Below are 24,098 nucleotides of genomic sequence, written 5' to 3' on the forward strand. Positions count from 1 at the left end.
ATGGGTCAGGCCTGCATGCCGTAAAACAGCAACTCGGTGATACGCCTGACCTGGGTAGAGTGCGCGTCGATATCCGGGTGTTCCTGGTTCACCAGCCGGAACAGTTGCAAGTGTGAATAGTCGTTCAACAGGAACGCGGCCAACTCCACATCGAGTTGCGGGCGCAGCTTGCCGGCCAGTTGCAGTTCCCTGAGCAGTTGGCTGATTTCGGCCCTGAGCGCATCGTTCATGGCCCGATAACCGGCGGGCAGTTCATTGTTGCCACCGAACAGGATCAACGGCAGCAGTTCGCGCCACAGGCTGGGGTGCATGACTTCCAACGCATAACCGGTAAGAAGGCGTTCCAAGTGGCAGAGCGCCTCGACCGGGTCGTCTATTTCCTGGATCCGGCTGCGGGTGTCGGTGATGGCGCGTTGATCGGCGTGGTGCAGGATTTCCAGGATGATTTCCTGCTTGTTGCCGAAGTACTTGAACACCGTCGGCGCCGATACGCCGGCCTGGTTGGCGATCTGCTCGATGGTGGTGTTCTGGAAACCCTGGCGTTCAAACAGTTCGATTGCCGCCTTACTGATGGCTTGCCGGCGTTCGGCTTTCTGACGTTCACGCAGTCCGCTCACGGGAGATCCTTGTCGCGATGAAAAAGAGGCGTATGCCGCCCGTTACCCCTGCAAAATACTTAATTGGATAAATCTTTTAAAGCACTAATTGCCATTCAAGGGATTTGCTGCGGGTGCTTCTTCAACCGGTAAGCGAATTGAGCGCGGCTGAGCCCCACGAGCCTGGCGGAGGCCAGGTTGCCGGCGTTGCGTTGCGCGCTTCATTGATCAGGTTTGATTCAAGGTCTTCGACGGAGCAAGACACCGAAGTGGATGGGCACGCCGTCAATCAGCGTCGAGAAAAGGTCTGGGCCACTGGCCCAGACCTGCTCGACGTCATCTACGAGGAAAACGCGCTGTCGTTGAACGCTGACTTCGAGCAACAGGCTGATAACCGCACCGAGGGCAACCAGCGGGGGCTCGATTGGCGGCGCACGCTCTAGGCTTTCGTATGCCGGGCAACGCCAAGCTCGGGTAGGTTCAGTGGCGCCTTACGCACCATGACGCTGATGATGGCCAGCGCCGCGATCGCCACCCCGGGGGAGGTCGCCAGCAGGACTCCCGTGGTGCCTGCACCTGCGGCGAGCAGTTGTCCCGCCGCCAGCGGTCCGGCTACCGAGCCCAGCCGGCCGATGGCAACGGCTGCACCGACGCCAGTGGCGCGCACCGCCGTTGGATAGGACGGTGGTGCCGACGCATAGAGCACCAACTGCGCGGCCATCACGAACAAGCCTGCGGCGAAACCGGCGATGGCCATGGGCACGATACCCACCGACAGCCCGACCCCGGCCAAGGCCGCGAGCAGCCCGGCATACACGAACAGCACCACTCTGAGGGCATTGCAGCGGTCCAGCAGGACACCACCGAGCAATGAGCCAAGGGCGCCGCCAATGTTGAACAGCATCTGCACCATGCCCGCCTGGGGTTTGCTGAAACCTTGTTCGAGCAACAACGACGGCAGCCAGTTGAGCAGCATGTACATCACGGTCAGGGTGAAGAAGTAGCTGAGCCACAACGCCAGCGTGGTGCGCGCGCGGCCTTCGCCGAACAGCGCCTGGCGGGTGGAGGGACGAGCACTGAGGGTCTTGTCGAGCTGTTGGCGAAAGGCGTTGGACTCGGGCAGCAGCAGGATCATCAATGGCACGGCCAACAAGGGCGCCAGGCCGCCGATGATAAAGGTGGTCTGCCAGTGTTCACTGGAAAACATCGCCACCACCGCCGCCAATGCGCCGCCCAACGGCACGCCGCAGTACATGACACTGATGGCGGTGCCACGGTTGCGTTCGCTGGCCGCTTCGGCGCACAGGGCGATCAGGTTGGGCAGCGCGGCGCCCAGCCCCAGACCGGTCAGAAAACGCACCAACAGCAGGCTCGAGTAGCTTTCGACAAACGCGGTGCAAAGCGAGAACAGCCCGAACAGCAGCACGGCGATCACCAGGATTTTCTTGCGCCCAATTCGGTCGGCGACCCAGCCGCCGAAGAACGCCCCCGGCAGCAGGCCAATGATCCCGATGCTGAATACCCAGCCGAGCATCTTCGGGTCCAGGGCAAAACTCTGACGCAACCCTGCGGCGGTGGTTCCGGCGGCTTGCAGATCGAACCCCTCGATCAGCGCAACGATAAAGCACAACGCGATAGTCAGCGTCGAACGACGCGATGGACTGTCCATGGGCAAACCTCATTGTTGTTGTTTTTGTTGTGGTGGCGAGCGCAAGTGGCTGCTGCGATTAAGATAACAAAGATAACTAAAAAATGAATGGCGTATTAGAAATGCAAAAATAGATAAATAAGTACTTTAAATTCATAGTGTTGAGATGTGTATCTGTGATGATCTTAAAAGTAGATAGCTTTATTAATGTTCGATTATCGGTCATTTGCGGTTGACGAGCACCGTCGGCTGTTTCCATTCTCTGTTCGCGAAGCCGACTGGGCCGAGCGTGTGCCACCCCAAAAACAACAACAAAAAATGGACAACGAACATGCCAAAACTCCCTATGGAGGACGCCGTTGCAGTGGCGTCCGTCTCCTGTGTGTCGAACCGCAAGCCAAGCCTGGTCATGGCGTTACTGGCCTTGAGCGTGCTGCCCACCCCGCTGTGGGCGGCCGGCTTTATTGACGACAGCCACGGCACCTTGACCCTGCGCAATTACTACCTGGACCGCGACTACAAGGACGATGGTGCGAAGACCGCTGCGCGGGAATGGGCTCAGGCGTTCATCCTCAACCTGGAATCGGGATACACCCCAGGGCCGGTGGGCTTTGGCCTGGATGTGCGCGGGCTGATGGGGGTCAAGCTCGACTCTTCGCCGGACCGCAGCGGCACCGAGTTGTTGCCGGTGTCGGCCAGCGACAAGCGTGCCGCCGATGAGTACTCGCGCCTGGCGCCGACCGCCAAGCTGCGGTTTGCACAAACCACCGTGAAGACCGGTGACGTGTCGATCTTCCTGCCGTTCGCCTTTGCCAGCCCGTCGCGCCTGCTGCCGCAAACCTTTCGCGGCACCACCTTGAGCTCCAAGGATATCGATGGCCTGACTCTCAATACCGGCTACATCGACCGCATCAACAAGCGCGACTCCACCGACTACCAGGCCATGACCATCGCCTCGCCCAACCGGCGTTTCAACGCCACCGCCACCACCTCGCACCTGGCTTACGTCGGCGGTGACTACCAGGTCAACAAAGACCTCAGCCTGCGCGCCTATCACTCGCAGATCGCCGACCTCTACCAGCAGGACACCCTGGCGTTGCTGCACAATCTGCCCGTGGGCGATGGCGTGCTCACCAGCGATCTGCGCAGTTTCTTCAGTCGCGAGGACGGCAGCGCCAAGGCCGGGAACGTGGATAACCGCAACCTTTCGGCGTTGTTTGGCTACCGCCTGGGCGGTCACAAATTCAGCCTGGGCTACATGCATTCCAGTGGGGAGACGGCCACGCCCTATATCTCGGGGACGGAGCTGATGGGCATGAGCGAACTGACCATGAGTTCGGACTTTCTCAACGCCAAGGAACGCACCTGGCAGGCGATCTACGACTATGACTTCGCGGCTTCCGGTTTACCGGGCCTGAAGGGCCGGCTGCGTTATGTGCGCGGCGATAACATCGAGCTGGCGGCGTTCAATGCCGAGGATCGCAAGGAGCGTGAGTTCCAGATGGAGCTGGGCTACGTGATCCAGAGCGGTCCGCTGAAGAACGTCGGGCTGATGGCGCGCAAGTCGATCTATCGCAATGACTTCCCGAGCGGCGCGGCGTTTCGCGATGAAAACCAGACTCGTTTCCTGGTGCTCTACACCGTGGCGCTCTGGTAGGCCTGTCAGTCCTGATACACCTTCTTCAGCAAGCGCAGCAGCTCTGCACGTTCTTGACCGTCCAGGGCTGCGGTGGCGTCCAGGTCACTCTGGGCGGCGATCTCTTTGAGCGTCTTGAGCAGGGTTTCGCCGGTCTTGCTGAGGAAGATCCCATAGGAGCGCTTGTCCGGCTTGCAGCGCACACGCACGGCGAGGGCGCGGCTTTCCAGCTTGTTCAGCAACGGCACCACCTGGGGCGGCTCAATCGTCAGGGCGCGGGCGAGGTCGGCCTGCATCAGGCCGGGGTTCTGCTCGATGATCGCCAGGGCCGAGAACTGAGCCGGGCGCAGGTCGTGCTCGGAAAGTCGACCGATCAGGTTCTGGAACAGCTTGAGCTGGGCGCGACGCATGGCGTAACCGATCAGGTCGTCCAGGGCCGAATCCAGCGGCGCACGCCCCTCGGTGGTGTCGGGCAGGGCCAGGTTGGCGTCGGCGATGTTGGAAGGCTTGGCCATTAACAGTGCAATCCTCAGAAGGTGGAGGTTAAGAAAGATATCTAGTTTGCCGAGGTTGGCGCGCCATGGCTATGCCGGCTTTTCATAACACCCGAGCAGCTTAGGGTTTGCAGGGGAAAAATATTGGTTATCAAGATTAATAGTTAATTGACATAACTATATTTGCGGTTTAATTTCGAATCATCTTCCAACCCAGAACAAGAGCGTACCGTCATGAGTAATTACGAAGGCCGTTGGACCACCGTCAAGGTTGAAATCGAGGAAGGCATTGCCTGGGTGATTCTCAATCGCCCGGAAAAACGCAACGCCATGAGCCCGACCCTGAACCGCGAAATGATCGACGTTCTGGAAACCCTGGAGCAGGACCCTGCCGCTGGGGTGCTGGTCTTGACCGGTGCCGGCGAAGCCTGGACCGCCGGCATGGACCTCAAGGAATACTTTCGCGAAGTGGATGCCGGCCCGGAAATCCTCCAGGAGAAAATCCGCCGCGAAGCCTCGCAATGGCAATGGAAACTGCTGCGCATGTACGCCAAGCCCACCATCGCCATGGTCAATGGCTGGTGCTTCGGCGGCGGCTTCAGCCCATTGGTGGCCTGCGACCTGGCGATCTGTGCCGACGAAGCCACCTTCGGTCTCTCGGAAATCAACTGGGGCATCCCACCGGGCAATCTGGTGAGCAAGGCCATGGCCGACACCGTGGGCCATCGTCAATCGCTGTACTACATCATGACCGGCAAGACCTTCGGCGGGCAGAAGGCCGCCGAGATGGGCCTAGTCAACGAAAGCGTGCCGCTGGCGCAACTGCGCGAAGTGACGATTGAATTGGCGCGCAACCTGCTGGAGAAAAACCCGGTGGTGCTGCGGGCGGCCAAGCATGGCTTCAAGCGTTGCCGTGAACTGACCTGGGAGCAGAATGAGGATTACCTCTACGCCAAGCTCGATCAGTCGCGCTTGCTCGACACCGAAGGCGGCCGCGAGCAGGGCATGAAGCAGTTCCTCGACGACAAGAGCATCAAACCCGGCCTGCAGACGTACAAACGCTGAGGCTTGCCGGCGAATAGTGGGCCGCATCCCGCTGTTCGCTGCCTCACGCTGGCGCTACTGTGACATCGCTTGAATGCATTCCCCATAAAGACAATAAAGAGGAATCACCATGCTGGACGTGCCCCTGTTGATCGGCGGCCAGTCGTGCCCCGCCCGTGACGGTCGAACCTTCGAGCGTCGCAACCCGGTGACCGGTGAAGTGGTTTCGCGGGTTGCCGCCGCGACCCTGGAAGATGCCGACGCCGCCGTGGCGGCGGCCCAGGCGGCGTTCCCCGGCTGGGCCGCACTGGCGCCGAATGAACGCCGCACCCGCTTGCTCAACGCTGCCGAGCAATTGCAGGCGCGCAGCGCCGAATTCATCGCCGCCGCCGGCGAAACCGGCGCCATGGCCAACTGGTATGGCTTCAACGTGCGCCTGGCGGCCAATATGCTGCGCGAAGCGGCGTCGATGACCACCCAGATCACCGGTGAAGTGATCCCCTCCGATGTTCCCGGCAGTTTCGCCATGGCCCTGCGTCAGCCTTGCGGTGTGGTGTTGGGTATCGCGCCGTGGAATGCCCCGGTCATCCTTGCCACACGCGCCATCGCCATGCCGCTGGCCTGCGGTAATACCGTGGTGCTCAAGGCCTCGGAACTGAGCCCGGCGGTGCATCGCCTGATTGGCCAGGTATTGCAGGATGCCGGCCTGGGCGACGGCGTGGTCAACGTCATCAGCAATGCCCCGGCCGATGCCGCCGCGATTGTCGAACGGCTGATCGCCAACCCGGCTGTGCGCCGGGTCAACTTCACCGGCTCGACGCATGTCGGACGGATTGTCGGCGAACTCTCGGCGCGTCACCTCAAGCCGGCCTTGCTCGAGTTGGGCGGCAAGGCGCCGTTGCTGGTGCTCGACGACGCCGATCTGGATGCGGCGGTTGCCGCAGCGGCGTTTGGGGCCTATTTCAACCAGGGCCAGATTTGCATGTCCACCGAACGCCTGATTGTCGATGCCAAGGTCGCCGATGCGTTTATCGCCAAGCTGACCGCCAAGGTCGCCAGCCTGCGCGCCGGTGACCCTGCGGCGGCGGATTCGGTCTTGGGTTCGCTGGTGGACGCCAGCGCCGGCACACGCATCAAGGCGCTGATCGACGATGCCCTCGCCAAGGGCGCCCGGCTGGTCGCGGGCGGCCAGTTGGAGGGCAGCATCCTGCAGCCGACCCTGATCGATGGCGTCACCGAGCATATGCGCTTGTACCGCGAAGAATCCTTCGGCCCGGTGGCGGTGTTGCTGCGCGGTGACGGTGATGAAGCACTGCTGCGCCTGGCCAACGACTCCGAGTTCGGCCTGTCGGCGGCGATCTTCAGTCGCGACAGCGGGCGTGCGCTGGCGCTGGCGCAGCGGGTGGAATCGGGCATTTGCCACATCAACGGCCCGACCGTGCATGACGAAGCGCAGATGCCCTTTGGTGGGGTCAAGTCCAGCGGTTACGGCAGCTTTGGCGGCAAGGCGTCGATTGAACACTTCACGCAATTGCGCTGGGTGACCTTGCAGAACGGGCCGCGGCATTACCCGATCTGAGTCGGCGGCGCGACATAACAATAACAAGGCGGCTGTGATCCGCCTTGCTGGAGGACACCCTTGTGAGTTCCGAATTCAGACCGCAACCCCAGTCCGCACCGCGCTACCGCGCGGTCTCCATCGGCCATGCGCCGGTGGAAGTCACTGAAGAACAGGGCGTGCTGCATATGCGTTCCCTGGAGCCATTGGCCGAGTTGCCGGCGCGCTTGCTCGATCGTCTGGTGCATTGGGCCCGGGTGCGTCCCGAGCAGACCTTCATTGCCGCACGCCAGGCCGATGGTGACTGGCGTCGCGTCAGCTACGCGCAGATGCTTGAGAGCGTGCGGGCGATTGCCCAGGCCTTGCTGAGTTACGGCCTGTCGGCAGACAAGCCGCTGGCGTTGCTGTCGGGCAACGACATCGAGCATTTACAGGTGGCCCTCGGCGCGATGTATGCCGGTATTCCTTATTGCCCGGTGTCGCCGGCGTATTCGTTGTTGTCCCAGGACTTCGCCAAGCTGCGGCATGTCTGCGACCTGCTGCAACCAGGGCTGGTGTTCGTCAGCGATGCGGCGGCCTACCAGCGCGCGATCGACGCGGTATTGCCGGCCGAGACGCCGCTGATCAGCGTGCGTGGCCACGTGCCCGGACGCGCCCAGGTCAGCTTCGCGAGCCTGCTGCAAACCCCAGGCGGCAGTGCGGCCGATCAGGCGTTCAAGGCCACCGGCCCGGACAGCATCGCCAAGTTTCTTTTCACCTCGGGCTCGACCAAGTTGCCCAAGGCAGTGATTACCACGCAACGCATGCTCTGCGCCAACCAGCAAATGCTGTTGCAGACATTTCCGGTGTTCGGTGAAGAACCTCCGGTGTTGGTGGACTGGTTGCCGTGGAATCACACCTTCGGTGGCAGTCACAACGTCGGCATCGTGCTCTACAACGGCGGCACCTTTTACCTCGACAACGGCAAGCCCACGGCCCAGGGGTTTGCCGAGACCCTGCGCAACCTCAAGGAGGTATCGCCCACGGCCTATCTGACGGTGCCCAAGGGCTGGGAAGAATTGGTCAGCGCCCTGGAGCAGGACGCCGAGTTGCGCGAGTGCTTTTTTGCGCGGATGAAATTGTTTTTCTTCGCCGCCGCCGGCCTTTCGCAAAGTGTCTGGGACCGCCTCGACCGCGTGGCCGAACAGCACTGCGGCGAACGCATCCGCATGATGGCCGGGCTGGGCATGACCGAAGCCGCGCCGTCCTGCACCTTCACCACCGGGCCGTTGTCCATGGCCGGTTATATCGGTTTGCCCGCGCCGGGCTGCGAGGTGCGCCTGGTGCCGGTGGACGGCAAGTTCGAAGGGCGATTTTGCGGGCCACACATCATGCCGGGGTACTGGCGGGCGCCCGAGCAAACCGCTGAAGTGTTCGACGAACAGGGGTTTTTCTGTTCGGGAGACGCAATCAAACTCGCCGACCCGAATCGGCCGCAACTGGGGCTGATGTTCGACGGGCGCATTGCCGAGGATTTCAAACTGTCCTCCGGGGTGTTTGTCAGCGTCGGGCCGTTGCGCAATCGTGCGGTGCTCGAAGGCTCGCCCTATGTGCAGGACCTGGTGATTACCGCGCCGGACCGCGAATGCCTGGGCGCCCTGGTCTTCCCCAGGCTCTACGAATGCCGCCGGCTGGCGGGCTTGGACGCCGACGCGAGCGACGCCGACGTACTCGCCAGCGCGTCGGTGCGCCAGTGGTTCGGCGACTGGTTGCAGCGCCTCAATCGCGACGCCACCGGCAATGCCAGCCGTTTGGAATGGATTGCCTTGCTCGACGAGCCGGCGTCTATCGACCGTGGGGAAATTACCGACAAGGGCTCGATCAACCAGCGTGCGGTACTGCAATGGCGTGCGGCCAAGGTCGAGGCGCTGTATCGCGGTGAAGATGCTGCGATCCTGCGTGCCGAGCCCAGGCCTTGAGCGGCGTCGGGCAATATTCGGCGTTTGCCGACGTGGCGATTTACGCGGCGGTACGCACGCCGTGGGTCGACCTCGGTGGCGCTCTGGCCCAGGTGTCGCCCATCGACCTGGGGATCAAGGTCGGCCGTGAAGTCCTGGCCCGTGCCGGTGTCGACCCGCTGGCGGTGGACAGCGTACTGGCTGGGTCCATGGCCCAGGCCAGCTTCGATGCGTATTTGCTGCCGCGACATGTCGGATTGTACAGCGGTGTGGCGCAATCGGTCCCGGCGCTGGGGGTGCAGCGCATCTGCGCCACGGGCTTCGAGCTGTTGCGCCAGGCCGCTGAGCAACTGCGCGACGAGGTGCAACTGGCCTTGTGCGTGGCCAGTGAGTCGATGTCCCGCAACCCGATTGCGGCCTACACCCACCGGGATGGGTTTCGTCTGGGGGGCGAGGTGCAATTCAAGGATTTTCTCTGGGAGGCCCTCTACGACCCGGCCCCGGGACTGGACATGATCGCCACCGCGGACCACCTGGCGCGCCGCTATGGCCTGAGCCGCGAGGCCGTGGACCGTTACGCCTGCGAGAGCCATCAGCGCGCGTTGCAGGCGCAGCGTGACGGCGCTTGGGCCGAAGAGATCGTGACGGTCGATAACCAAGTGTTCGAGCTTGAGGGGTATCAGCCGCGTGGCATCAGCCTGGCGCACCGCGCCGCTGCCGTCACCCAGGACAGCCACCCACGGCCCACCGATCTTGCGGCCCTGGCACGCTTGCGTGCCGTGCATGTCAATGGCGTGCAAACCGCTGGCAACAGCTGCGCGGTGGTCGATGGCGCGGCGGCAGCCCTGGTCGGGCGCGCCTCGGCCTGCACGCGTCCGGCCCTGGCCCAACTGCTGGCCAGCGCGGTGGTCGGCGTGGCGCCGGAGTTCATGGGCATCGGCCCGGCGCCGGCGATCCGTCTGCTGCTGCAGCGCAGCGGGTTGAGCCTGGATGAGATCGGCCGTTTCGAGATCAACGAAGCACAGGCGGCCCAGGTATTGGCGGTGGCCCAGGAACTGCAGTTGGACAGCGCCCGGCTCAACGTCCAGGGCGGTTCGCTGGCGGTGGGGCATCCACTGGCCGCCACCGGCCTGCGCTTGGTCATGACGCTGGCCCGGCAATTACGCCGGCACAACCTGCGCTACGGGATTGCCGCGGCGTGTGTCGGCGGTGGGCAGGGCATGGCGTTGTTGATCGAGAACCCGGCCTATCGCGGTTGAGCGTTCAACGGTGTAACTCCTTTTTTATTCGATGAGGTTTGCCATGTGGAGCTATCAGGCGCCGCTGCGCGATATGCAATTTGTGCTTGAACATTGGCTGCAAGCCCCCGAGGTGTGGAGCCAATGTTCGGCGTTCGAGACGTTGGACATGTCACTCGCCGTGCAGGTGTTGGAGGAAGCGGCGCGCTTCAGTCAGCGGGTGCTGGCGCCCCTGAACGCCAGCGGCGATCGTCAAGGCTGTCGCTGGAACGCCGGCCAGGTCAGCACGCCGGACGGTTTCGCCGAGGCCTATCGCGCCTATGTCGACGCTGGCTGGCCGGCCTTGGCGTGCGCCGAAGGGCAGGGCGGCCAAGGGTTGCCGCAACTGCTCGACGCGGCGCTGCAAGAGATGCTCTACGCCAGCAATCACGCGTGGGCCATGTACACCGGGATCGCCCACGGCGCCTACCTCTGTCTCAAGACCCACGCCGCACCCTGGTTGCAGGCGCGCTACTTGCCCGAGATCGTCAGCGGGCATGCCTTACCCACCATGTGCCTGACCGAGCCCCAGGCCGGCAGCGATGTCGGGCTGCTGCGCTGTCGCGCGACCCCCGAGGGCGACGGCCGTTATCGCCTGCAGGGCAACAAACTGTTTATCTCCGGCGGCGAGCACGACCTCACGGCCAATATCCTGCACCTGGTGCTGGCGCGCCTGCCCGATGCGCCGCCGGGCAGTCGCGGCCTTTCACTGTTCCTGGTGCCCAAGCTGCTGGACGATGGCCAGGCCAACGCTGTGCATTGCGACGGCATTGAACACAAGATGGGCATCAAGGGCAGCGCCACGTGCTCCCTGGTGTTCGACGCCGCCCAAGGCTGGCTGATCGGCGACGCCAATCGCGGCTTGGCGGCGATGTTCGTGATGATGAATTCGGCGCGCCTGCATGTCGGCCTGCAAGGCCTGGGGCATGTCGAGGCGGCTTGGCAGAACGCTGCGCAATACGCCGCCGAGCGCGTGCAAATGCGTGCGCCGTCGAGGCCGCAAGGGGCATCGGCCCAAGCGGCTGACCCTATCCGTTATCACCCGGCGATGCGCCGCGTGTTGCTGGAGTTGCGCACGGCCAGCGAGGGGATGCGGGCCATCGGTTATTGGGCCGCGCATTTACTTGATCAGGCCGAGCACGACCCGGACCCGCAAGCGCGAGCGTGCGCCGGTCAACTGGCGCAGTTGCTGACGCCGATCATCAAGGCGTTTTTCACCGAGCAGGGTTTCCGTCAGGCGAGCAATGCCTTGCAGGTCTTCGGCGGTTACGGCTACGTCGCCGAGTTCGCCATCGAGCAAACGCTGCGCGACAGTCGCATCGCGATGATCTATGAGGGCAGCAACGAGATCCAGGCCAATGACCTGCTGCTGCGCAAGGTGCTGGGCGATGAGGGGCGGGCCTTCGACTTGCTGCTGGCAGTGCTGCGCACCGAGGCCGGGCAGGGCGGCCAATGCGCCGCGTGTGCAGGTTTCGCCGAAGCGCTGGGCAGCCTGTGTGACGCACTGGCCCGTGTGGTCGAGGCCATACGTGAACGGGCGCTGGAAGACAGCGAGTACCCCTATCGGGCCGCGCCGGACTTTCTCCAGTTATGCGGCGTGGCCCTGCTGGCCCTGGCATGGGCGCGGGCCGCTCGGGTTTCCCGGGCATTGCCCGAGGACGATCCGTTGCGTGCCGCCAAGCTGCAAAGCGCCGGGTTCTTTTTCGATTACCTGCCGTCGCGGTTGGCGCAGCACCTCGGCGCGATAGACGCGGCACGCGCGGCGTTGGTGTTCGTCTGACGCGGTCGGATGCTTGCGGTACTATGGCGACCCACGTTTTCTGGAAGTTGCCTGGATGAGTAAACCCGGTCAGTTGGTGCTGGTTGCACTGCGCAAGATGATCGCCAGCGGCGAGTTGGCGGCGGGCGAGCGGCTGATGGAGATTCCCACGGCGCAACTGTTCGGTGTGTCACGCATGCCCGTGCGCATGGCGTTCCGTACCCTCGAGCAGGAAGGGCTGCTGGTGCCGTTTGGCGGGCGCGGGTATCAGGTGCGTTCGGTCAGCCCGGACGACATTGCCGGCGCCGTCGAAGTGCGTGGCGTGCTCGAGGGCCTGGCTGCGCGTCAAACTGCCGAGCACGGTTTGTCCGACGCGGCGCGTGCCACGCTTGAGCGCTGCCTGGTGGAAGGCGATCAACTGTTCGACAAAGGGTACGTGACCGAGGACGACCTTGAGGTCTATCACGACCTGAACATGCGCTTTCACCGCGTCATTGTGGAAGGCAGCCACAACCCGGCGATCGCCGATGCGCTGGCACGCAATGATCATCTGCCGTTCGCGTCGGTCACCGCGCTGGCGGTGGATCTCGACGACATGGTCCGCGAATACCGGCGTTTCAACTATGCCCACATGCAACATCACTCGGTCTTCGATGCCCTGGTCAATCGCCAGGGCGCGCGGGCCGAAGCGATCATGCGCGAGCACGCCAACGCGACCTTGCGTTATGCCGAGATCTTCGGTTCGGCGACCGTCAATGCGCGGATGAAGGTCATTCTGCCCACGGCGTGACGCCTTTCAGAGATCGAGCACCAGCAGCGCGGTTTTCGCGCGCGAGCAGCAGGGGGTGAACTGGTCGTTCAGCGCTTGTTCCTGCTCGGTGAGGAACAGGTCGCGGTGCTCCGGGATGCCTTCGAGCACGCGGGTCAGGCAGGTTCCGCAAATCCCTTGTTCGCACGACACGGCAATCTCGATGCCGTGGCTTTCCAGGACCTGGACCACGCTCCGGTCGGCGGGTACGTCGAAAACCTGGCCGCTGCTGGCAAGCTTCACCGAAAAACTCCCGTCGAGGCTACTGTCCACCGGCGCCGCCGCGAAGTATTCGCGATGCAGGCATGCCTCCTGCCAGCCCTGGGCCCGAGCGCTGTCGAGCACATGCTGCATGAAGCCGCCGGGGCCGCAGACATACAGGTGGACGTTGGCGTCGGGCGCCGCCAGTACCTGGGCGGTGTTCATTGCCGTATGGGGCTGCTCGTCGAAATGCAGGAACACGCGTTCGGCGAACGATGCGTTCTTGAGGCGTTGCACAAAGGCTGCGCGTTCACTGGCGCGGGCACAATAATGCAGTTCGAAGTCGGCGCCGATATGGGCCAGGCGCTCGGCCATGCACAGGATCGGGGTGATGCCGATGCCGCCGGCGAACAGCAGGCTGCGTCGGGCTTCGTGCGCCAGCGGGAACAGGTTGCGCGGTGCGCTGATCTGCAGGCGGGCGCCCGGGTGTATGTGTTCGTGCAGGCAGCGGGAGCCACCCCGAGAGGCTGGATCCTTGAGCACCCCGATCAGGTAGCGATGCTGTTCTTCAGGGTGATTGCACAGGGAATATTGGCGGATCAGCCCGTCCGGCAGATGCACGTCGATATGTGCGCCGGCGCTGAAGGCCGGCAGCGCTTGGCCATCGACGCTGGCCAATTCAAAGCTGCAAATGTCCTGGGCTTCGTTGTTGCGCGATACCACCACCACATCGATCATGTTCAGTCCTCGTAGAGTTATCGCGCCGTTCAGGCGCTGGTGGTGGTGATCAGTTGCGCTGCGAGGGCGCGTTCCTTGGCGATCAGCCGTTCGAGGACCTTGCGCGACTGCACGCCGCCGGCATCGATATTGAGCTTGAGCAGAGTGCGCGTCGGGTGGGCCAGCAGGTTCTGTTGCTGGCGTTCAAGCATCTCCAGGTCTTCGCTGAAAATCTTGCCCTGGCCTTCGCGAATGCTCGCGGTCAGTGCCGGGTCCTGAGGATTGAAGCTGCGCGCCATGCCCCAGAAGTACCAGATCGACGTTTCGGTTTGCGGGGTGATGAAGTCCACCACGATGCTCGCGGCCTTGTGCTCGGGCGCGGCGTGGTAGCCGCCCTTGCCGGCGTGGGCCACGCCGACTTCGATCAGCACGTGGCTGGGCGGGGTGAAGCGGCAGATCTGCCAGCGGTCCACCGGCACGTCATCGGCGAGGTTATTGCCACGCAGGGCCATGCGCCAGAACGGCGGGGCCATGATGTTTTCCATGTGTCGGGCGGTGACGACTTCATCGCCTTCGACCGTGGTCACGGGGGGCGCTTCGTCGATTTCCTTCTGGCCGATGCTGGAGGCGTGGACGTAGGTTTCGTGGGTCAGGTCCATCAGATTGTCGATCATCAGGCGGTAGTCGCACTGGATCTCAAACAGGCCGCCGCCATAGGCCCACTGGTCACTCTCGGCCCATTCCAAGTGGTGGATCAGCGCCGGGTCGGCCAGGGCCTGATCGCCGGGCCACACCCAGATGAAACCGTAGCGTTCCACCGCGGCGAAGGTCTTGTTGCAGGGAAACCCGCGCACCCGCTGCCCAGGCATTTCGACGGTCTTGCCATCGTCCCCCATGACCAGGCCATGGTAGCCGCAGACCAGCTTGCCGTTCTCCACATAGCCCAACGAGAGCGGCGCGCCGCGATGCGGACAGAAGTCCTCGACAGCCACGACGGCGCCTTCCAGCCCGCGATAAAACACCATTTTTTCACCGCAGATCTGCCGACCCAGCGGCTTCTGTGCGATTTCATCGGGGGTGCAGGCGACATACCACGTGTTCTTGGGGTACATGGTGACTCTCCAGGCGAGTGATTGTTCTTATTTAATGGATCCATTAAATGAAGCGATTCACTTTGAGTCAACATGCAGTGTGGTTTTAGCGAGATTTATTTGGGCGATTATCGATCATCTTTTTGTTTGTGGATCCATTGCTCGCGTCTTTGCGGGATGGGTAACCCGGCCCGAGGCCGGGTTTTTGTTGCTCCAGAAGGCCTATCCGATGGCCACATTTGAGCGATCTAGCCCAGGTGGATCACTGGGCATTCACTCACCAGAGCTTCCAGGTGTAATCGACATTCACCCGTAGCTCATTGTCATCCCGATGACTGGCCTGGGCGATGAAGTCATTGCGGTACCAGGCGTTGCGCACACGCAGGGTCAGGCCTTTAAGGGGCGTGCCCTGAAGCACATAGTTCAGTTCGATGTCTTTTTCGCTTTCCTTCAGGTTGCTGCCGCCCAGCTTGGGTAGCTCAATGTTGTCGCCGCTGACGTAGCGCAGCATGCCATTGAGCCCGGGCAAGCCCAGCGCGACAAAGTTGTAGTCGTAGCGCACCTGCCAACTGCGTTCCTTGGGGTTGAGGAACTCCGAGCTCAGCGTGCCTTCGGTGATGACCAAGGGCTCGGTGCCGAACAGGTAAGGCATGGCGGTCTTGCCGGTCAGTTGCATGTAGCCGGCGCCGAATTTGTGCGCGCCCAGGCTGTACGTCAGCATCAGGGCGGCGTTGCGATTGTCCACCGGGCCGGCCTTGGCGGCGCCGTTCTCGCCGGTGACGAACAGGCGAACGTCGCTTTTCAGGCTGCCGGGGCCTATCGGGCGATTGTCGACGAAACCGTAGAAATCCTTGCGGTAAAGGTCAGCCAGTTCGGCGTGGTAGTACTTCAACGTCAGTTGCGGCGACCAGGCATAGTCGCCGCCGAGGAAGGTAAAACGGTCGGATTCGGCGGCGCCGTTGAAGCGGCCGTTGGGCGAGGCCACCGACATTTTCTGGTAGTGGGTGGAGTCGCGCAGGTTGATGCGATCGAGCCAACCGACGTGCAGGGTCAGGTTGTCGATTTCCTGGGACTTGAGGTACGCGCCGCGAAAAGTCTGCGGTAGCAGACGGGTGGGGCTGGCGAAGGCGATTGGCAAAAACGTACTGATGGTACCCAGTTGCAACTCGCTCTTGGAGGCCCGGGCTTTGGCGGTCAGGCCCAGCTCCGAATATTCGCTGGCCGGCTCACGGGTCTGGGGGTTGTACGGTAGCAGGCCGGTCCCCGTGCGCGCGGGCGAGGAGTCCAGACGGACCCCCAGCAAACCCTGGGCGTCCAGGCCGAAGCCGACAGGCCCTTCGGTATAACCCGAGCGCACGTTGAGAATGAAGCCCTGCGCCCACTCGCGGGCAGCCGCCTGCGGCGTGGCGTTCACGTAATTGCGATCGAAGTAATAGTTGCGTATCGCCAGATCGGCCTGGCTGTCGTCGACAAAACCGGCGGCGCACGCCTGGCTTACGGAAAAAACGCAGGTGCAGGCGCTGACGCCCCGAGAGAAATTCCTGAGCATGGCAGTGTTCACTTTTATTGTTGTTGGAGTAACCCCCGCGCCATCGTGGCGCGGAAGTGGAGTGCGAATTGGCGGTCAGTCAGCCGGTGAGCGGTTGCGGCGTACCGACAGGTAAAACATCGCCAGCGCCGCAATCACAATGCCGGGTGCCGAGGCCATCATCACGCCGGCGGTGCCCGTGCCCAGTGCGAGCATCTTGCCGGCCACCAACGGGCCGCTCATCGCACCCAACCGGCCAATGGCGACGGCGCTGCCGACGCCCGTGGCGCGAATTGACGGACGATAGAAATGCGGGGCCAACGCATACAGCACGCATTGCCCGCCCGTGGCGAAGAAACCGGCGACGAAGCCGGCCGCCAGCATGCTGTGCCATTGGGTGGCCATGCCCAGCGCGGTCAGTGAGGCGAGAATGCCGAGGTAAATCAGCGCCGACAACGCCCAGGCGGGCAGACGATCCATGACCCAGCCCAGCAACAACGTGCCTGCCGCCGCGCCAAATTGCAGCGCGAGCATCACCCAGCTTGCCTGAGAACCGCTGAAGCCCTGGCCGACCAACAGGCTTGGCAGCCAGTTGATCAGGATGTAAACCACCATGAGCGTAAAGAAGTAGCTGACCCAGATCATCACGGTCGGCCATGCCGCGCCCCCGCGGAACAGGCCGCTGACCACACTGATCGGCGCGGCGTCGCGCACGCTGCGAAACGCCGCGGACTCCGGCAGATAAACCCCCAGCAGCGGCACGATCAGCAACGGCACGATACCGCCGACGTAGAACACCACTTGCCAGCCACCGGCCAGTTGCGCAATGCCAATGCTGGCCGCCAGCGCCGCGCCCAGGGGCACGCCGCAATACATCAGGCTCACGGCGCTGCCACGTAGGCGGGGGCCAGCCACTTCACTGGTCAGCGCGATCAGGTTAGGCAGTGCCGCGCCCAGGCCGACGCCCGTGAGGCAGCGCGCAACCAGCAGGCTGTTGAAGTCCCAGGCCATGGTCGTGACCAGCGAGAACAATCCGAATAGGGCCACCGAGGCCATCAACACCCGTTTGCGGCCGATCCGATCAGCCAGCAAACCGCCGAGAAACGCTCCGGGCAGCAGGCCGAAAATGCCGGCGCTGAAGACCCAGCCCATGTGTAGTTTGTCCAGTTGGAACGCGGCCGCCATGCCTTGGGCGGCGATGCCCGAGGCTTGCAGGTCGAGGCCTTCCATCAGGGCGACGAGGAAGCACAGACCGATGGTCCGCGCCATGTACAACGGTGTCAGCACGTTTAGCGATGTCATGGGAAATACCCGTTTTATTGTTGTAATGGGCACAGCAAAACCGTCCGGCCGCTGCGTGGGCGACCGGACGGGGGGATGCACGGTTCAGCGTTTGAGCAGGTCCAGCGCGACGTCGACGATCATGTCTTCCTGGCCGCCGACCATGCGCCGTTTGCCCAGCTCGACGAGGATGTCCACGGTCTTCAAACCGTACTTGGCCGCGGCGATTTCGGCATGGCGCAGGAAGCTCGAATAGACCCCGGCATACCCCAGCGCCAGCGATTCGCGGTCGACCCGCACCGGCCGGTCCTGCAACGGCCGCACGATGTCATCCGCCGCGTCCATCAAGGTGTAGAGGTCGGTGCCGTGGTTCCAGCCCAGGCGTTCGGCGGCGGCGATGAACACTTCCAGCGGCGCGTTGCCGGCCCCGGCGCCCATGCCGGCGAGGCTGGCGTCGATGCGGTCGCAGCCTTCCTCGACCGCCGTGATCGAGTTGGCCACGCCGAGCGAGAGGTTGTGGTGGGCGTGCATGCCGGTTTCGGTGTCCGGTTTGAGCACGGCCTTGAACGCACGGAAGCGATCGCGGATGTCCTGCATGTTCATCGCGCCACCGGAGTCGGCCATGTACACGCAGGTCGCGCCGTAGCTTTCCATCAGCTTGGCTTGGGCGGCGAGCTGCTCGGCGGGGATCATGTGGCTCATCATCAGGAAACCGACGGTGTCCATGCCCAGTTCGCGCGCGTATTCGATGTGCTGTTTCGACACGTCGGCCTCGGTGCAATGGGTGGCGATGCGCACCACGCGGGCTCCGGCGTTGTAGGCCGCCTTGAGGTCATGCACCGTGCCGATGCCGGGCAGCAACAGCGTGGTGATCTTGGCGTGGCTGATCACGTCGGCGGCGGCTTCGATCCATTCCAGATCGGTGTGCGCGGCGAAGCCGTAGTTGAAGCTCGAACCTTGCAGGCCGTCGCCGTGGGCGACTTCGATCGAGTCGACCTTGGCCTTGTCCAGCGCACGGGCGATGTCCTGCACGTTCTGCAGCGAGTACTGATGGCGCACCGCATGGTTGCCGTCGCGCAGGGTCACGTCGGAGATGTAGATTTTCTTACCGTTCATGTCGCTCTCCTCAGGCCTGTTGCATCGACTGCGCCATGCGCTCGGCGGTAGCCAAGGCAGCGGAGGTCATGATGTCGAGGTTGCCAGCGTAGGCCGGCAGGTAATGGGCGGCGCCTTCGACTTCGAGGAACACCGAGGTCTTCAGGCCGGAGAATTTACCCAGGCCGGGAATGTTCAACGGCGCGTCTGCCGGGATCACATCGAACTGCACGTTTTGCTTGAGGCGATAGCCCGGCACATAGGCCTGCACGGCCGCCGCCATCTCGACGATGGACGCTTCGACCAACGCCTGATCCGCCGCTTCGGACAGCACGAACACCGTGTCGCGCATGATCAACGGCGGCTCGGCCGGGTTCATCACGATGATCGCCTTACCCTTGGCCGCGCCACCGATGACTTCGATGGCCTTGGAGGTGGTTTCGGTGAATTCGTCGATATTGGCGCGGGTGCCGGGGCCGGCGGATTTGCTGGCGATCGAGGCGACGATTTCGGCGTAATGCACCTTGGCCACGCGCGACACTGCGGCGACCATCGGGATAGTCGCCTGGCCGCCGCAGGTGACCATGTTGACGTTGAGCTGATCGAGGTTCTGTTCCAGGTTGACCACCGGCACGCAGTACGGGCCGATGGCCGCGGGCGTCAGGTCGATCAGGCGGATGCCGGGTTTGATCGAGCGCAGGAACGCATCGTTCTGCACATGCGCACCGGCCGAGGTGGCATCGAAGACGAAGTCGATGTGCTGGAACACGTCCATGCGGGTCAGGCCTTCGACGCCTTCGTGGGTGGTGGCCACGCCCATGCGCTGGGCGCGGGCGAGGCCGTCGGAGGCCGGGTCGATGCCGACCATGACCGCCATTTCCAGGTGTTTGGCGTTGCGCAGGATCTTGATCATCAGGTCGGTGCCGATGTTGCCGGAGCCGACGATGGCGACTTTGAGTTTATTCATTGTTATTGCCTCATATGCACGCAAGTCGCCGATCACTCGGCGCGACTGTCTACCGAGAAGTTCACACCAACCCGGCCGATGCCCTCGATCTCGGCCTCGAACCGATCACCGGCGGCGACCGCCACCATCGGCCCCAGCGCGCCGGTGAGAATGATGTCGCCGGCCCGCAGCGGATCGCCCAGGCGCGCCATGGCGCAGGCCAGCCAGACGGCCGCGTTGAGCGGATGACCGAGGCATTCGGCGCCACTGCCGCTGGACACTTCTTCAGCGTTGCGGGTCATCCGCATGCTGGCCTGGCGCAGGTCGAGGCCATCGAGCCGTCGAGCCGGGCCACCGAGTACAAAGCAGCCGCTGGACGCGTTGTCAGCCACGGTATCGACGAAGCGGATGTTCCAGCCCTGGATGCGACTGCCGACGATTTCCAGTGCCGGGACGACCCAGCCGGTGGCCGCCATCACGTCGGCGAATGTGCTGTCGGCGCGGGGCAGGTCGCGTTCGAGGATCAGGGCGATTTCAGCCTCGATCTTCGGTTGCAGTACGCGGCCGGTTGGCACGGTGGCGTTGTCGCCGTAGCACATGTCGGCAAACAGGGTGCCGAAGTCCGGCTGGTCCACGCCCAACTGGGCCTGGACTTTGGGGTTGGTCAGGCCGATCTTGCGGCCGACCACGCGGCGCCCGTTGGCCACGCCGTGGTCGACGTTGAGGCGCTGGATGGCATACGCGGCGGCGGCATTGTCTTCACCGATCCGCTCGCGCAGCGGCCCGATGGCTTCGCCATGGGCTTCGGCCTGGCGCAGGTCGGCGGCGAGTTGTTGCAGGGTGTCTTGAGTCAGTGTCATGTCAGCCTCGATGATCAGTGGGTCAGGAAGTCCAGGACCATGCGGTTGAACTTCTCGGCGTGTTCCCACTGCGCCCAGTGGCCGCAACGGTTGAACACGTGCAATTGCGCCCTGGGCAGGCCGGCCAGCAGGCGCAAGCCGGTGTCCATCGGCACGAAGCGGTCCTCGCGGCCCCAGACGAGCAGGGTGTCGGCGTTGATTTCGTGCAGGCGGTGGCTGAAATCCGGAAATTGCTTGGGGTTGAGCGTGCTGCTCTTGACGAAGTTTTCCAGGTGATCGCGGCGCGACAGGAGGTTGTCCAGGCGGGTCTGGAACAGTTCGTCGGTGAGGCCGCTGGCGTCGAAAACGAAGACGTTCATCATCTTCTTCAGGTTTTCGATGGTCGGGTCGCGGTACAGCGCGCCGATCAGTTTGATGCCTTCGGTGGGCTGCGGCACGAAGGCACTCGGGCCGCCGGTGCCGCCGCCCATCAGGATCAGTTTGCCGATCCGCTCGGGGTATTCCAGGGCGAAGGCGACGGTGCTGTGGGCACCCATCGAATTGCCGATGATGTGGACGCGGTCCAGCCCTAGCACATCGAGCAGGCCCTTGAGCGCTTGGGCATTGAGGTTCGAGCGCGAGCCTTGGCTGACGATCGTGTCGCTTTTGCTCCAGCCCGGGCAATCCATCAGGATCACGCGAAAACCGGCATTCACCAGCGGTTCGATATTGCGATTGAAGTTGGCCCAGCCGCTCGCGCCCGGCCCGGAGCCGTGCAGCATGACCACGGTTTCGGCACCTTCGCCAAGGTCGTTGTAGTGCAGTTGCAGGTCCAGGTCGCCTTCCTTGATACGGGCAAAGCGGCTGGTGGAGGCTTCACTGAAAGCAGTGGCGGTCATGGCAGTGTTCCTTGAATTCATGGATGAGGGGTCAGCGGCTGTGCGCCAAGCGCACCGAAACCTGCGATCCACTCGGGAATCGGGCGGTAGTAGCGGCCTTCGGTCTGATACGGGCCGAAGGCACTCAGGGCAGCGAAGGCGGCGACCCAGGTTTTCACCTCGTGGGTCGACTTGCCGGCCAGCGCCGACAACGCGTCATTGCTCAAGCTGTCGAGGTCGCGCATGCGGCCCTGTTCGAGGCTGTCGAGAAACTGCTGATCCCAGGCCGGGTTCAGCGGGTGCAGGCTGTGCGGGTCTTCGACGAAGTCTCGCGCGGCTTGAATCACCCGGTTCTGGCGGGCCTGTCGTTCATCGGCGGGGAGCTGGCGCCCGCTGCCCATCAGACGGTCAGCCATGCGCGCATCGACCTTGGCCAGTTCCGGTACCGGCGGTTGATGGGACAAACCGCCGGAGGCCAGGAACAGCACGCGTTTATCCAGCGCTTTGGCCCATTGGCCGATCGCTTCACCCAACAGTCGGGCGCGTTTGAAACTCGGCAGCGGTACGGCCACCGAGTTGATAAACACCGGAATCACCGGGCAGCGCTGCAAGCCGCCGAGCAACAGTTCCAACGGTTGCGCGAACCCATGGTCGACCTGCATGCGATACGACACAGCGGCATCGACACCGGCATCCAACACCGCCTGGGCGCAGGATTCGGCCAGCGCTTTGGGCACGTCCAGCGGGCCGGCGGCGGTGTCGAAATCACCAATCGCGTCGGCCGCCATGCCGATGCAAAAGGCCGGCATCACGTCGTAGAAAAACCCGTTGTAATGGTCGGGAGCGAACAGCACCACCAACTGCGGGTCGAAGCGCGCGATACGCTCGCGAGCGGCGTTGATCACGCCATCGACTTCGGCCAACACATGCGGCGCCGGATCGACGTAGCCCACCAACGGCGTATGAGACAAACAATGCACAAAGGCGCTCATGTCACGCGACCTTGCTGACAACAGCGTTCGCCGAGGTGTGTGGCAGGGCTTTGAGCGCCCGGGCCAATTCATCGCAGGCCTGGCCAACGGTTTGCGGGATGGCCAGCCCGGCGAGGAAGCGGTCCGGACGCACCAGGGCGATGGACGACGTGCCGAGGGCGAACCATTCTTTCAACCGACCGCTGCTGTCACCCACGCGGATCACGTCGTGGCTGGCATCGCTCGGGACTCTGAGCTGCACGTCCGGCAACACTTGGATGAAGCGCGTGCCCAGGGCTTTCCATTGCGCGATTTGCGTGGCCGACAGGCCCCAGGTCGGATCGCAGCCCCAGGCAATGATCGCAAAGTTGTCGCCAATCACTTCATCCAGCAGCACCGTGGTGCCGGCGTCCGTCAAGACCTTGGGCTGAATGAACATCTTGCCGACCGGCGAGTCCTTTTCATTCGGCACGATCAACGCGCCGCGGGTGTATTGCGGCATCGGTTTGAAGCGCATTTCGACGAAGTAGCGCTTGACCGGCGGCAGGTAGTTGAGCAGCCACGACACCCCATCGCGCAGGGTGCCTTGCCAGCGTTTCGGCGGGGCCAACACGTGGCCGGCGAGCACGGAGAGATTGATCATCGCCTTGGCGTGGTCGCGGCGTTCCTCTTCGTAGCTGTCGAGCAGGTTATCGGCGGCCAGGCCCTTGATCACCAGCGCGAGTTTCCACGCCAGGTTCGAGGCATCGCGCATGCCGCTGTTGTACCCCTGGCCTTGCCATACCGGCATGATGTGCGCGGCATCGCCGGCCAGCAGTACCCGGCCCTGACGGAACCGCCCGGCCAGACGCGCGTTATGGGTATAGACGCGGCTGCGGATCAGCTCGATGCGGTCCGGATTCGGCAATACTTTACTCAGCAGCTTGCGCAGGTTCTCGGGCTTGCTCAGCTCGGTCTCGGTTTCGCCGGGCATCACCATGAACTCGAAACGACGCACGCCATGGGGCAGGGCGGCGGACACGTAAGGCCGCACCGGGTCGCAGCACAGGTAGACATGGGGCGTGGCCAGCGGGTCGTTGGCGATGTCGACCACGATCCATTGATTGGGCGCGGTCTTGCCCTCGAAACTGATGTCCAGGCTGCGTCGCACCAGGCTGTTGCCACCGTCGCAACCGATCAGGTAACGGGCATTCAGGCGTTCGCTGCGGCCATGCTGATCCTTGAGGTTGAGCACCACCGCGCTGTCGCTTTGTTCAAAGCTGTCTAGCTCGCGACTGAACAGCACCTTGACGTTGCTGAAGCGCTGCAGGCCGTCGAACAGCACGCGGTCGGCCAAAGGTTGAATGAACGCGTTGCGACGGGACCAGCCGAACTCGTCGGTTTTCGGTTGGATATCGGCAAAGCAGCGACCCTTGGGGGTCAGGAAACGCATGGCGTGCCAGGGCGTGGTATGCGGCAGCACCTTGTCCGCCAGACCGACGGCCTGGAACGTGCGCAGGCTTTCATCGTCCAGGCCGATGGCGCGGGGGTAGTCGATCAGGGTGTCGAGCTTTTCCACCAAGGTGACGTTTACGCCACGTTGCCCCAGGTAATTGGCGATCATCAAGCCGACAGGGCCGGCGCCGACGATGGCAACGTCGGCGGTCAGCTCCAATGTGGAAGGAGCGGGTGCAAGACTCATGGGTATCTCCGTACAGCGTTTTTGGATTTCTTGTGGGGCGCAGTATGGAAATCACGAGGCTGGTGGACAACGAAAACCCCTGCTAGGGTGCACTAGGTGCACAGCATTGATTT

Annotated in this window: 21 protein-coding genes and 1 pseudogene; 8 read left to right on the top strand and 14 right to left on the bottom strand. The window is 63.3% G+C overall.

The genetic code is table 11. The features are described 5' to 3' along the window. Positions 1 to 5 precede the first annotated feature (5 nt). Together U5A08_RS10955 and U5A08_RS10960 are read right to left on the bottom strand one after the other, a co-directional pair. Entirely contained in the window at positions 6 to 617 is a 612-nt protein-coding gene (locus tag U5A08_RS10955; protein ID WP_321851496.1) for a TetR/AcrR family transcriptional regulator, read from the bottom strand. A gap of 95 nt (positions 618 to 712) precedes the next feature. After that, a pseudogene (locus U5A08_RS10960) lies at positions 713 to 852 on the bottom strand (helix-turn-helix domain-containing protein); the annotation flags it as partial. A 13-nt stretch (positions 853 to 865) separates the two neighbouring features. On the opposite strand from U5A08_RS10960, the gene U5A08_RS10965 reads away from it, so the two are divergent. Continuing rightward, the gene (locus tag U5A08_RS10965; RefSeq protein ID WP_321851498.1) at positions 866 to 1,039 is read left to right on the top strand and encodes a hypothetical protein; all 174 of its coding nucleotides are present in this window, start codon (positions 866 to 868) and stop codon (positions 1,037 to 1,039) included. Here the strand turns inward: U5A08_RS10965 and mhpT (U5A08_RS10970) are convergent. Next, on the bottom strand, positions 1,036 to 2,265 hold the full coding sequence (gene mhpT, locus U5A08_RS10970) for a 3-(3-hydroxy-phenyl)propionate transporter MhpT (protein WP_253394801.1): 1,230 nt from the start codon (positions 2,263 to 2,265) through the stop codon (positions 1,036 to 1,038). The two genes, U5A08_RS10965 and mhpT (U5A08_RS10970), sit on opposite strands and share 4 nt — an antisense overlap. A gap of 310 nt (positions 2,266 to 2,575) precedes the next feature. Between mhpT (U5A08_RS10970) and U5A08_RS10975 the strand changes: the two genes are divergently transcribed. After that, entirely contained in the window at positions 2,576 to 3,901 is a 1,326-nt protein-coding gene (locus U5A08_RS10975) for an OprD family porin (protein WP_253394803.1), read from the top strand. Between the two features lie 5 nt (positions 3,902 to 3,906). On the opposite strand, the gene U5A08_RS10980 is transcribed toward U5A08_RS10975, so the two are convergent. Further along, positions 3,907 to 4,395 (bottom strand): MarR family winged helix-turn-helix transcriptional regulator, encoded by a 489-nt coding sequence (locus tag U5A08_RS10980; protein WP_253394808.1) that lies wholly within the window; start codon positions 4,393 to 4,395, stop codon positions 3,907 to 3,909. A gap of 213 nt (positions 4,396 to 4,608) precedes the next feature. Here U5A08_RS10980 and U5A08_RS10985 point away from each other — a divergent pair, with 213 nt between their 5' ends. From U5A08_RS10985 to U5A08_RS11010, 6 genes are all read left to right on the top strand, one after another. Further along, positions 4,609 to 5,439 (top strand): p-hydroxycinnamoyl CoA hydratase/lyase, encoded by an 831-nt coding sequence (locus tag U5A08_RS10985; protein ID WP_046483783.1) that lies wholly within the window; start codon positions 4,609 to 4,611, stop codon positions 5,437 to 5,439. Between the two features lie 109 nt (positions 5,440 to 5,548). Then, complete coding sequence (locus tag U5A08_RS10990; protein WP_253394815.1) at positions 5,549 to 6,997, top strand: aldehyde dehydrogenase; 1,449 nt, start codon at positions 5,549 to 5,551, stop codon at positions 6,995 to 6,997. 62 nt (positions 6,998 to 7,059) lie between these two features. Beyond that, entirely contained in the window at positions 7,060 to 8,934 is a 1,875-nt protein-coding gene (locus tag U5A08_RS10995) for a feruloyl-CoA synthase (protein WP_321851499.1), read from the top strand. Further along, complete coding sequence (locus U5A08_RS11000) at positions 8,931 to 10,172, top strand: thiolase family protein (protein WP_321851501.1); 1,242 nt, start codon at positions 8,931 to 8,933, stop codon at positions 10,170 to 10,172. The genes U5A08_RS10995 and U5A08_RS11000 overlap by 4 nt, the downstream gene beginning before the upstream one ends. Positions 10,173 to 10,215: 43 nt before the next feature. Further along, entirely contained in the window at positions 10,216 to 11,970 is a 1,755-nt protein-coding gene (locus tag U5A08_RS11005; RefSeq protein ID WP_321851503.1) for an acyl-CoA dehydrogenase family protein, read from the top strand. A 55-nt stretch (positions 11,971 to 12,025) separates the two neighbouring features. Then, positions 12,026 to 12,739, top strand: coding sequence for a GntR family transcriptional regulator (locus tag U5A08_RS11010; RefSeq protein ID WP_321851505.1), 714 nt, complete (start codon positions 12,026 to 12,028; stop codon positions 12,737 to 12,739). Positions 12,740 to 12,745: 6 nt separating this feature from the next. Here U5A08_RS11010 and U5A08_RS11015 read toward each other — a convergent pair whose 3' ends face one another. From U5A08_RS11015 to U5A08_RS11060, 10 genes are all read right to left on the bottom strand, one after another. Then, positions 12,746 to 13,696: a PDR/VanB family oxidoreductase gene (locus U5A08_RS11015; protein WP_321851508.1), complete on the bottom strand. Its 951-nt coding sequence runs from the start codon at positions 13,694 to 13,696 to the stop codon at positions 12,746 to 12,748. 29 nt (positions 13,697 to 13,725) lie between these two features. Beyond that, entirely contained in the window at positions 13,726 to 14,787 is a 1,062-nt protein-coding gene (locus tag U5A08_RS11020) for a Rieske 2Fe-2S domain-containing protein (protein ID WP_321851509.1), read from the bottom strand. Between the two features lie 256 nt (positions 14,788 to 15,043). Then, positions 15,044 to 16,315, bottom strand: a complete 1,272-nt coding sequence (locus U5A08_RS11025) for an OprD family porin (RefSeq protein WP_321851510.1) — start codon at positions 16,313 to 16,315, stop codon at positions 15,044 to 15,046. Positions 16,316 to 16,390: 75 nt separating this feature from the next. Then, a complete protein-coding gene (gene mhpT / locus U5A08_RS11030; protein WP_321851512.1) occupies positions 16,391 to 17,596 on the bottom strand; it encodes a 3-(3-hydroxy-phenyl)propionate transporter MhpT in 1,206 nt (401 codons plus the stop codon). Positions 17,597 to 17,680: 84 nt separating this feature from the next. Beyond that, positions 17,681 to 18,691: a 4-hydroxy-2-oxovalerate aldolase gene (dmpG, locus tag U5A08_RS11035; protein ID WP_321851513.1), complete on the bottom strand. Its 1,011-nt coding sequence runs from the start codon at positions 18,689 to 18,691 to the stop codon at positions 17,681 to 17,683. A 10-nt stretch (positions 18,692 to 18,701) separates the two neighbouring features. Beyond that, positions 18,702 to 19,637 (bottom strand): acetaldehyde dehydrogenase (acetylating), encoded by a 936-nt coding sequence (locus U5A08_RS11040; RefSeq protein WP_321851514.1) that lies wholly within the window; start codon positions 19,635 to 19,637, stop codon positions 18,702 to 18,704. Positions 19,638 to 19,669: 32 nt separating this feature from the next. After that, positions 19,670 to 20,476: a 2-keto-4-pentenoate hydratase gene (gene mhpD / locus U5A08_RS11045; protein WP_321851516.1), complete on the bottom strand. Its 807-nt coding sequence runs from the start codon at positions 20,474 to 20,476 to the stop codon at positions 19,670 to 19,672. A 14-nt stretch (positions 20,477 to 20,490) separates the two neighbouring features. Next, entirely contained in the window at positions 20,491 to 21,354 is an 864-nt protein-coding gene (locus U5A08_RS11050; RefSeq protein WP_321851518.1) for an alpha/beta fold hydrolase, read from the bottom strand. Between the two features lie 17 nt (positions 21,355 to 21,371). Next, complete coding sequence (gene mhpB / locus U5A08_RS11055) at positions 21,372 to 22,325, bottom strand: 3-carboxyethylcatechol 2,3-dioxygenase (RefSeq protein WP_321851520.1); 954 nt, start codon at positions 22,323 to 22,325, stop codon at positions 21,372 to 21,374. A gap of 1 nt (position 22,326) precedes the next feature. Further along, complete coding sequence (locus U5A08_RS11060; RefSeq protein ID WP_321851522.1) at positions 22,327 to 23,985, bottom strand: bifunctional 3-(3-hydroxy-phenyl)propionate/3-hydroxycinnamic acid hydroxylase; 1,659 nt, start codon at positions 23,983 to 23,985, stop codon at positions 22,327 to 22,329. Positions 23,986 to 24,098 lie beyond the last annotated feature (113 nt).

The sequence above is a fragment of the Pseudomonas paraveronii genome (assembly GCF_963681955.1).
GTDB lineage: Bacteria > Pseudomonadota > Gammaproteobacteria > Pseudomonadales > Pseudomonadaceae > Aquipseudomonas > Aquipseudomonas paraveronii.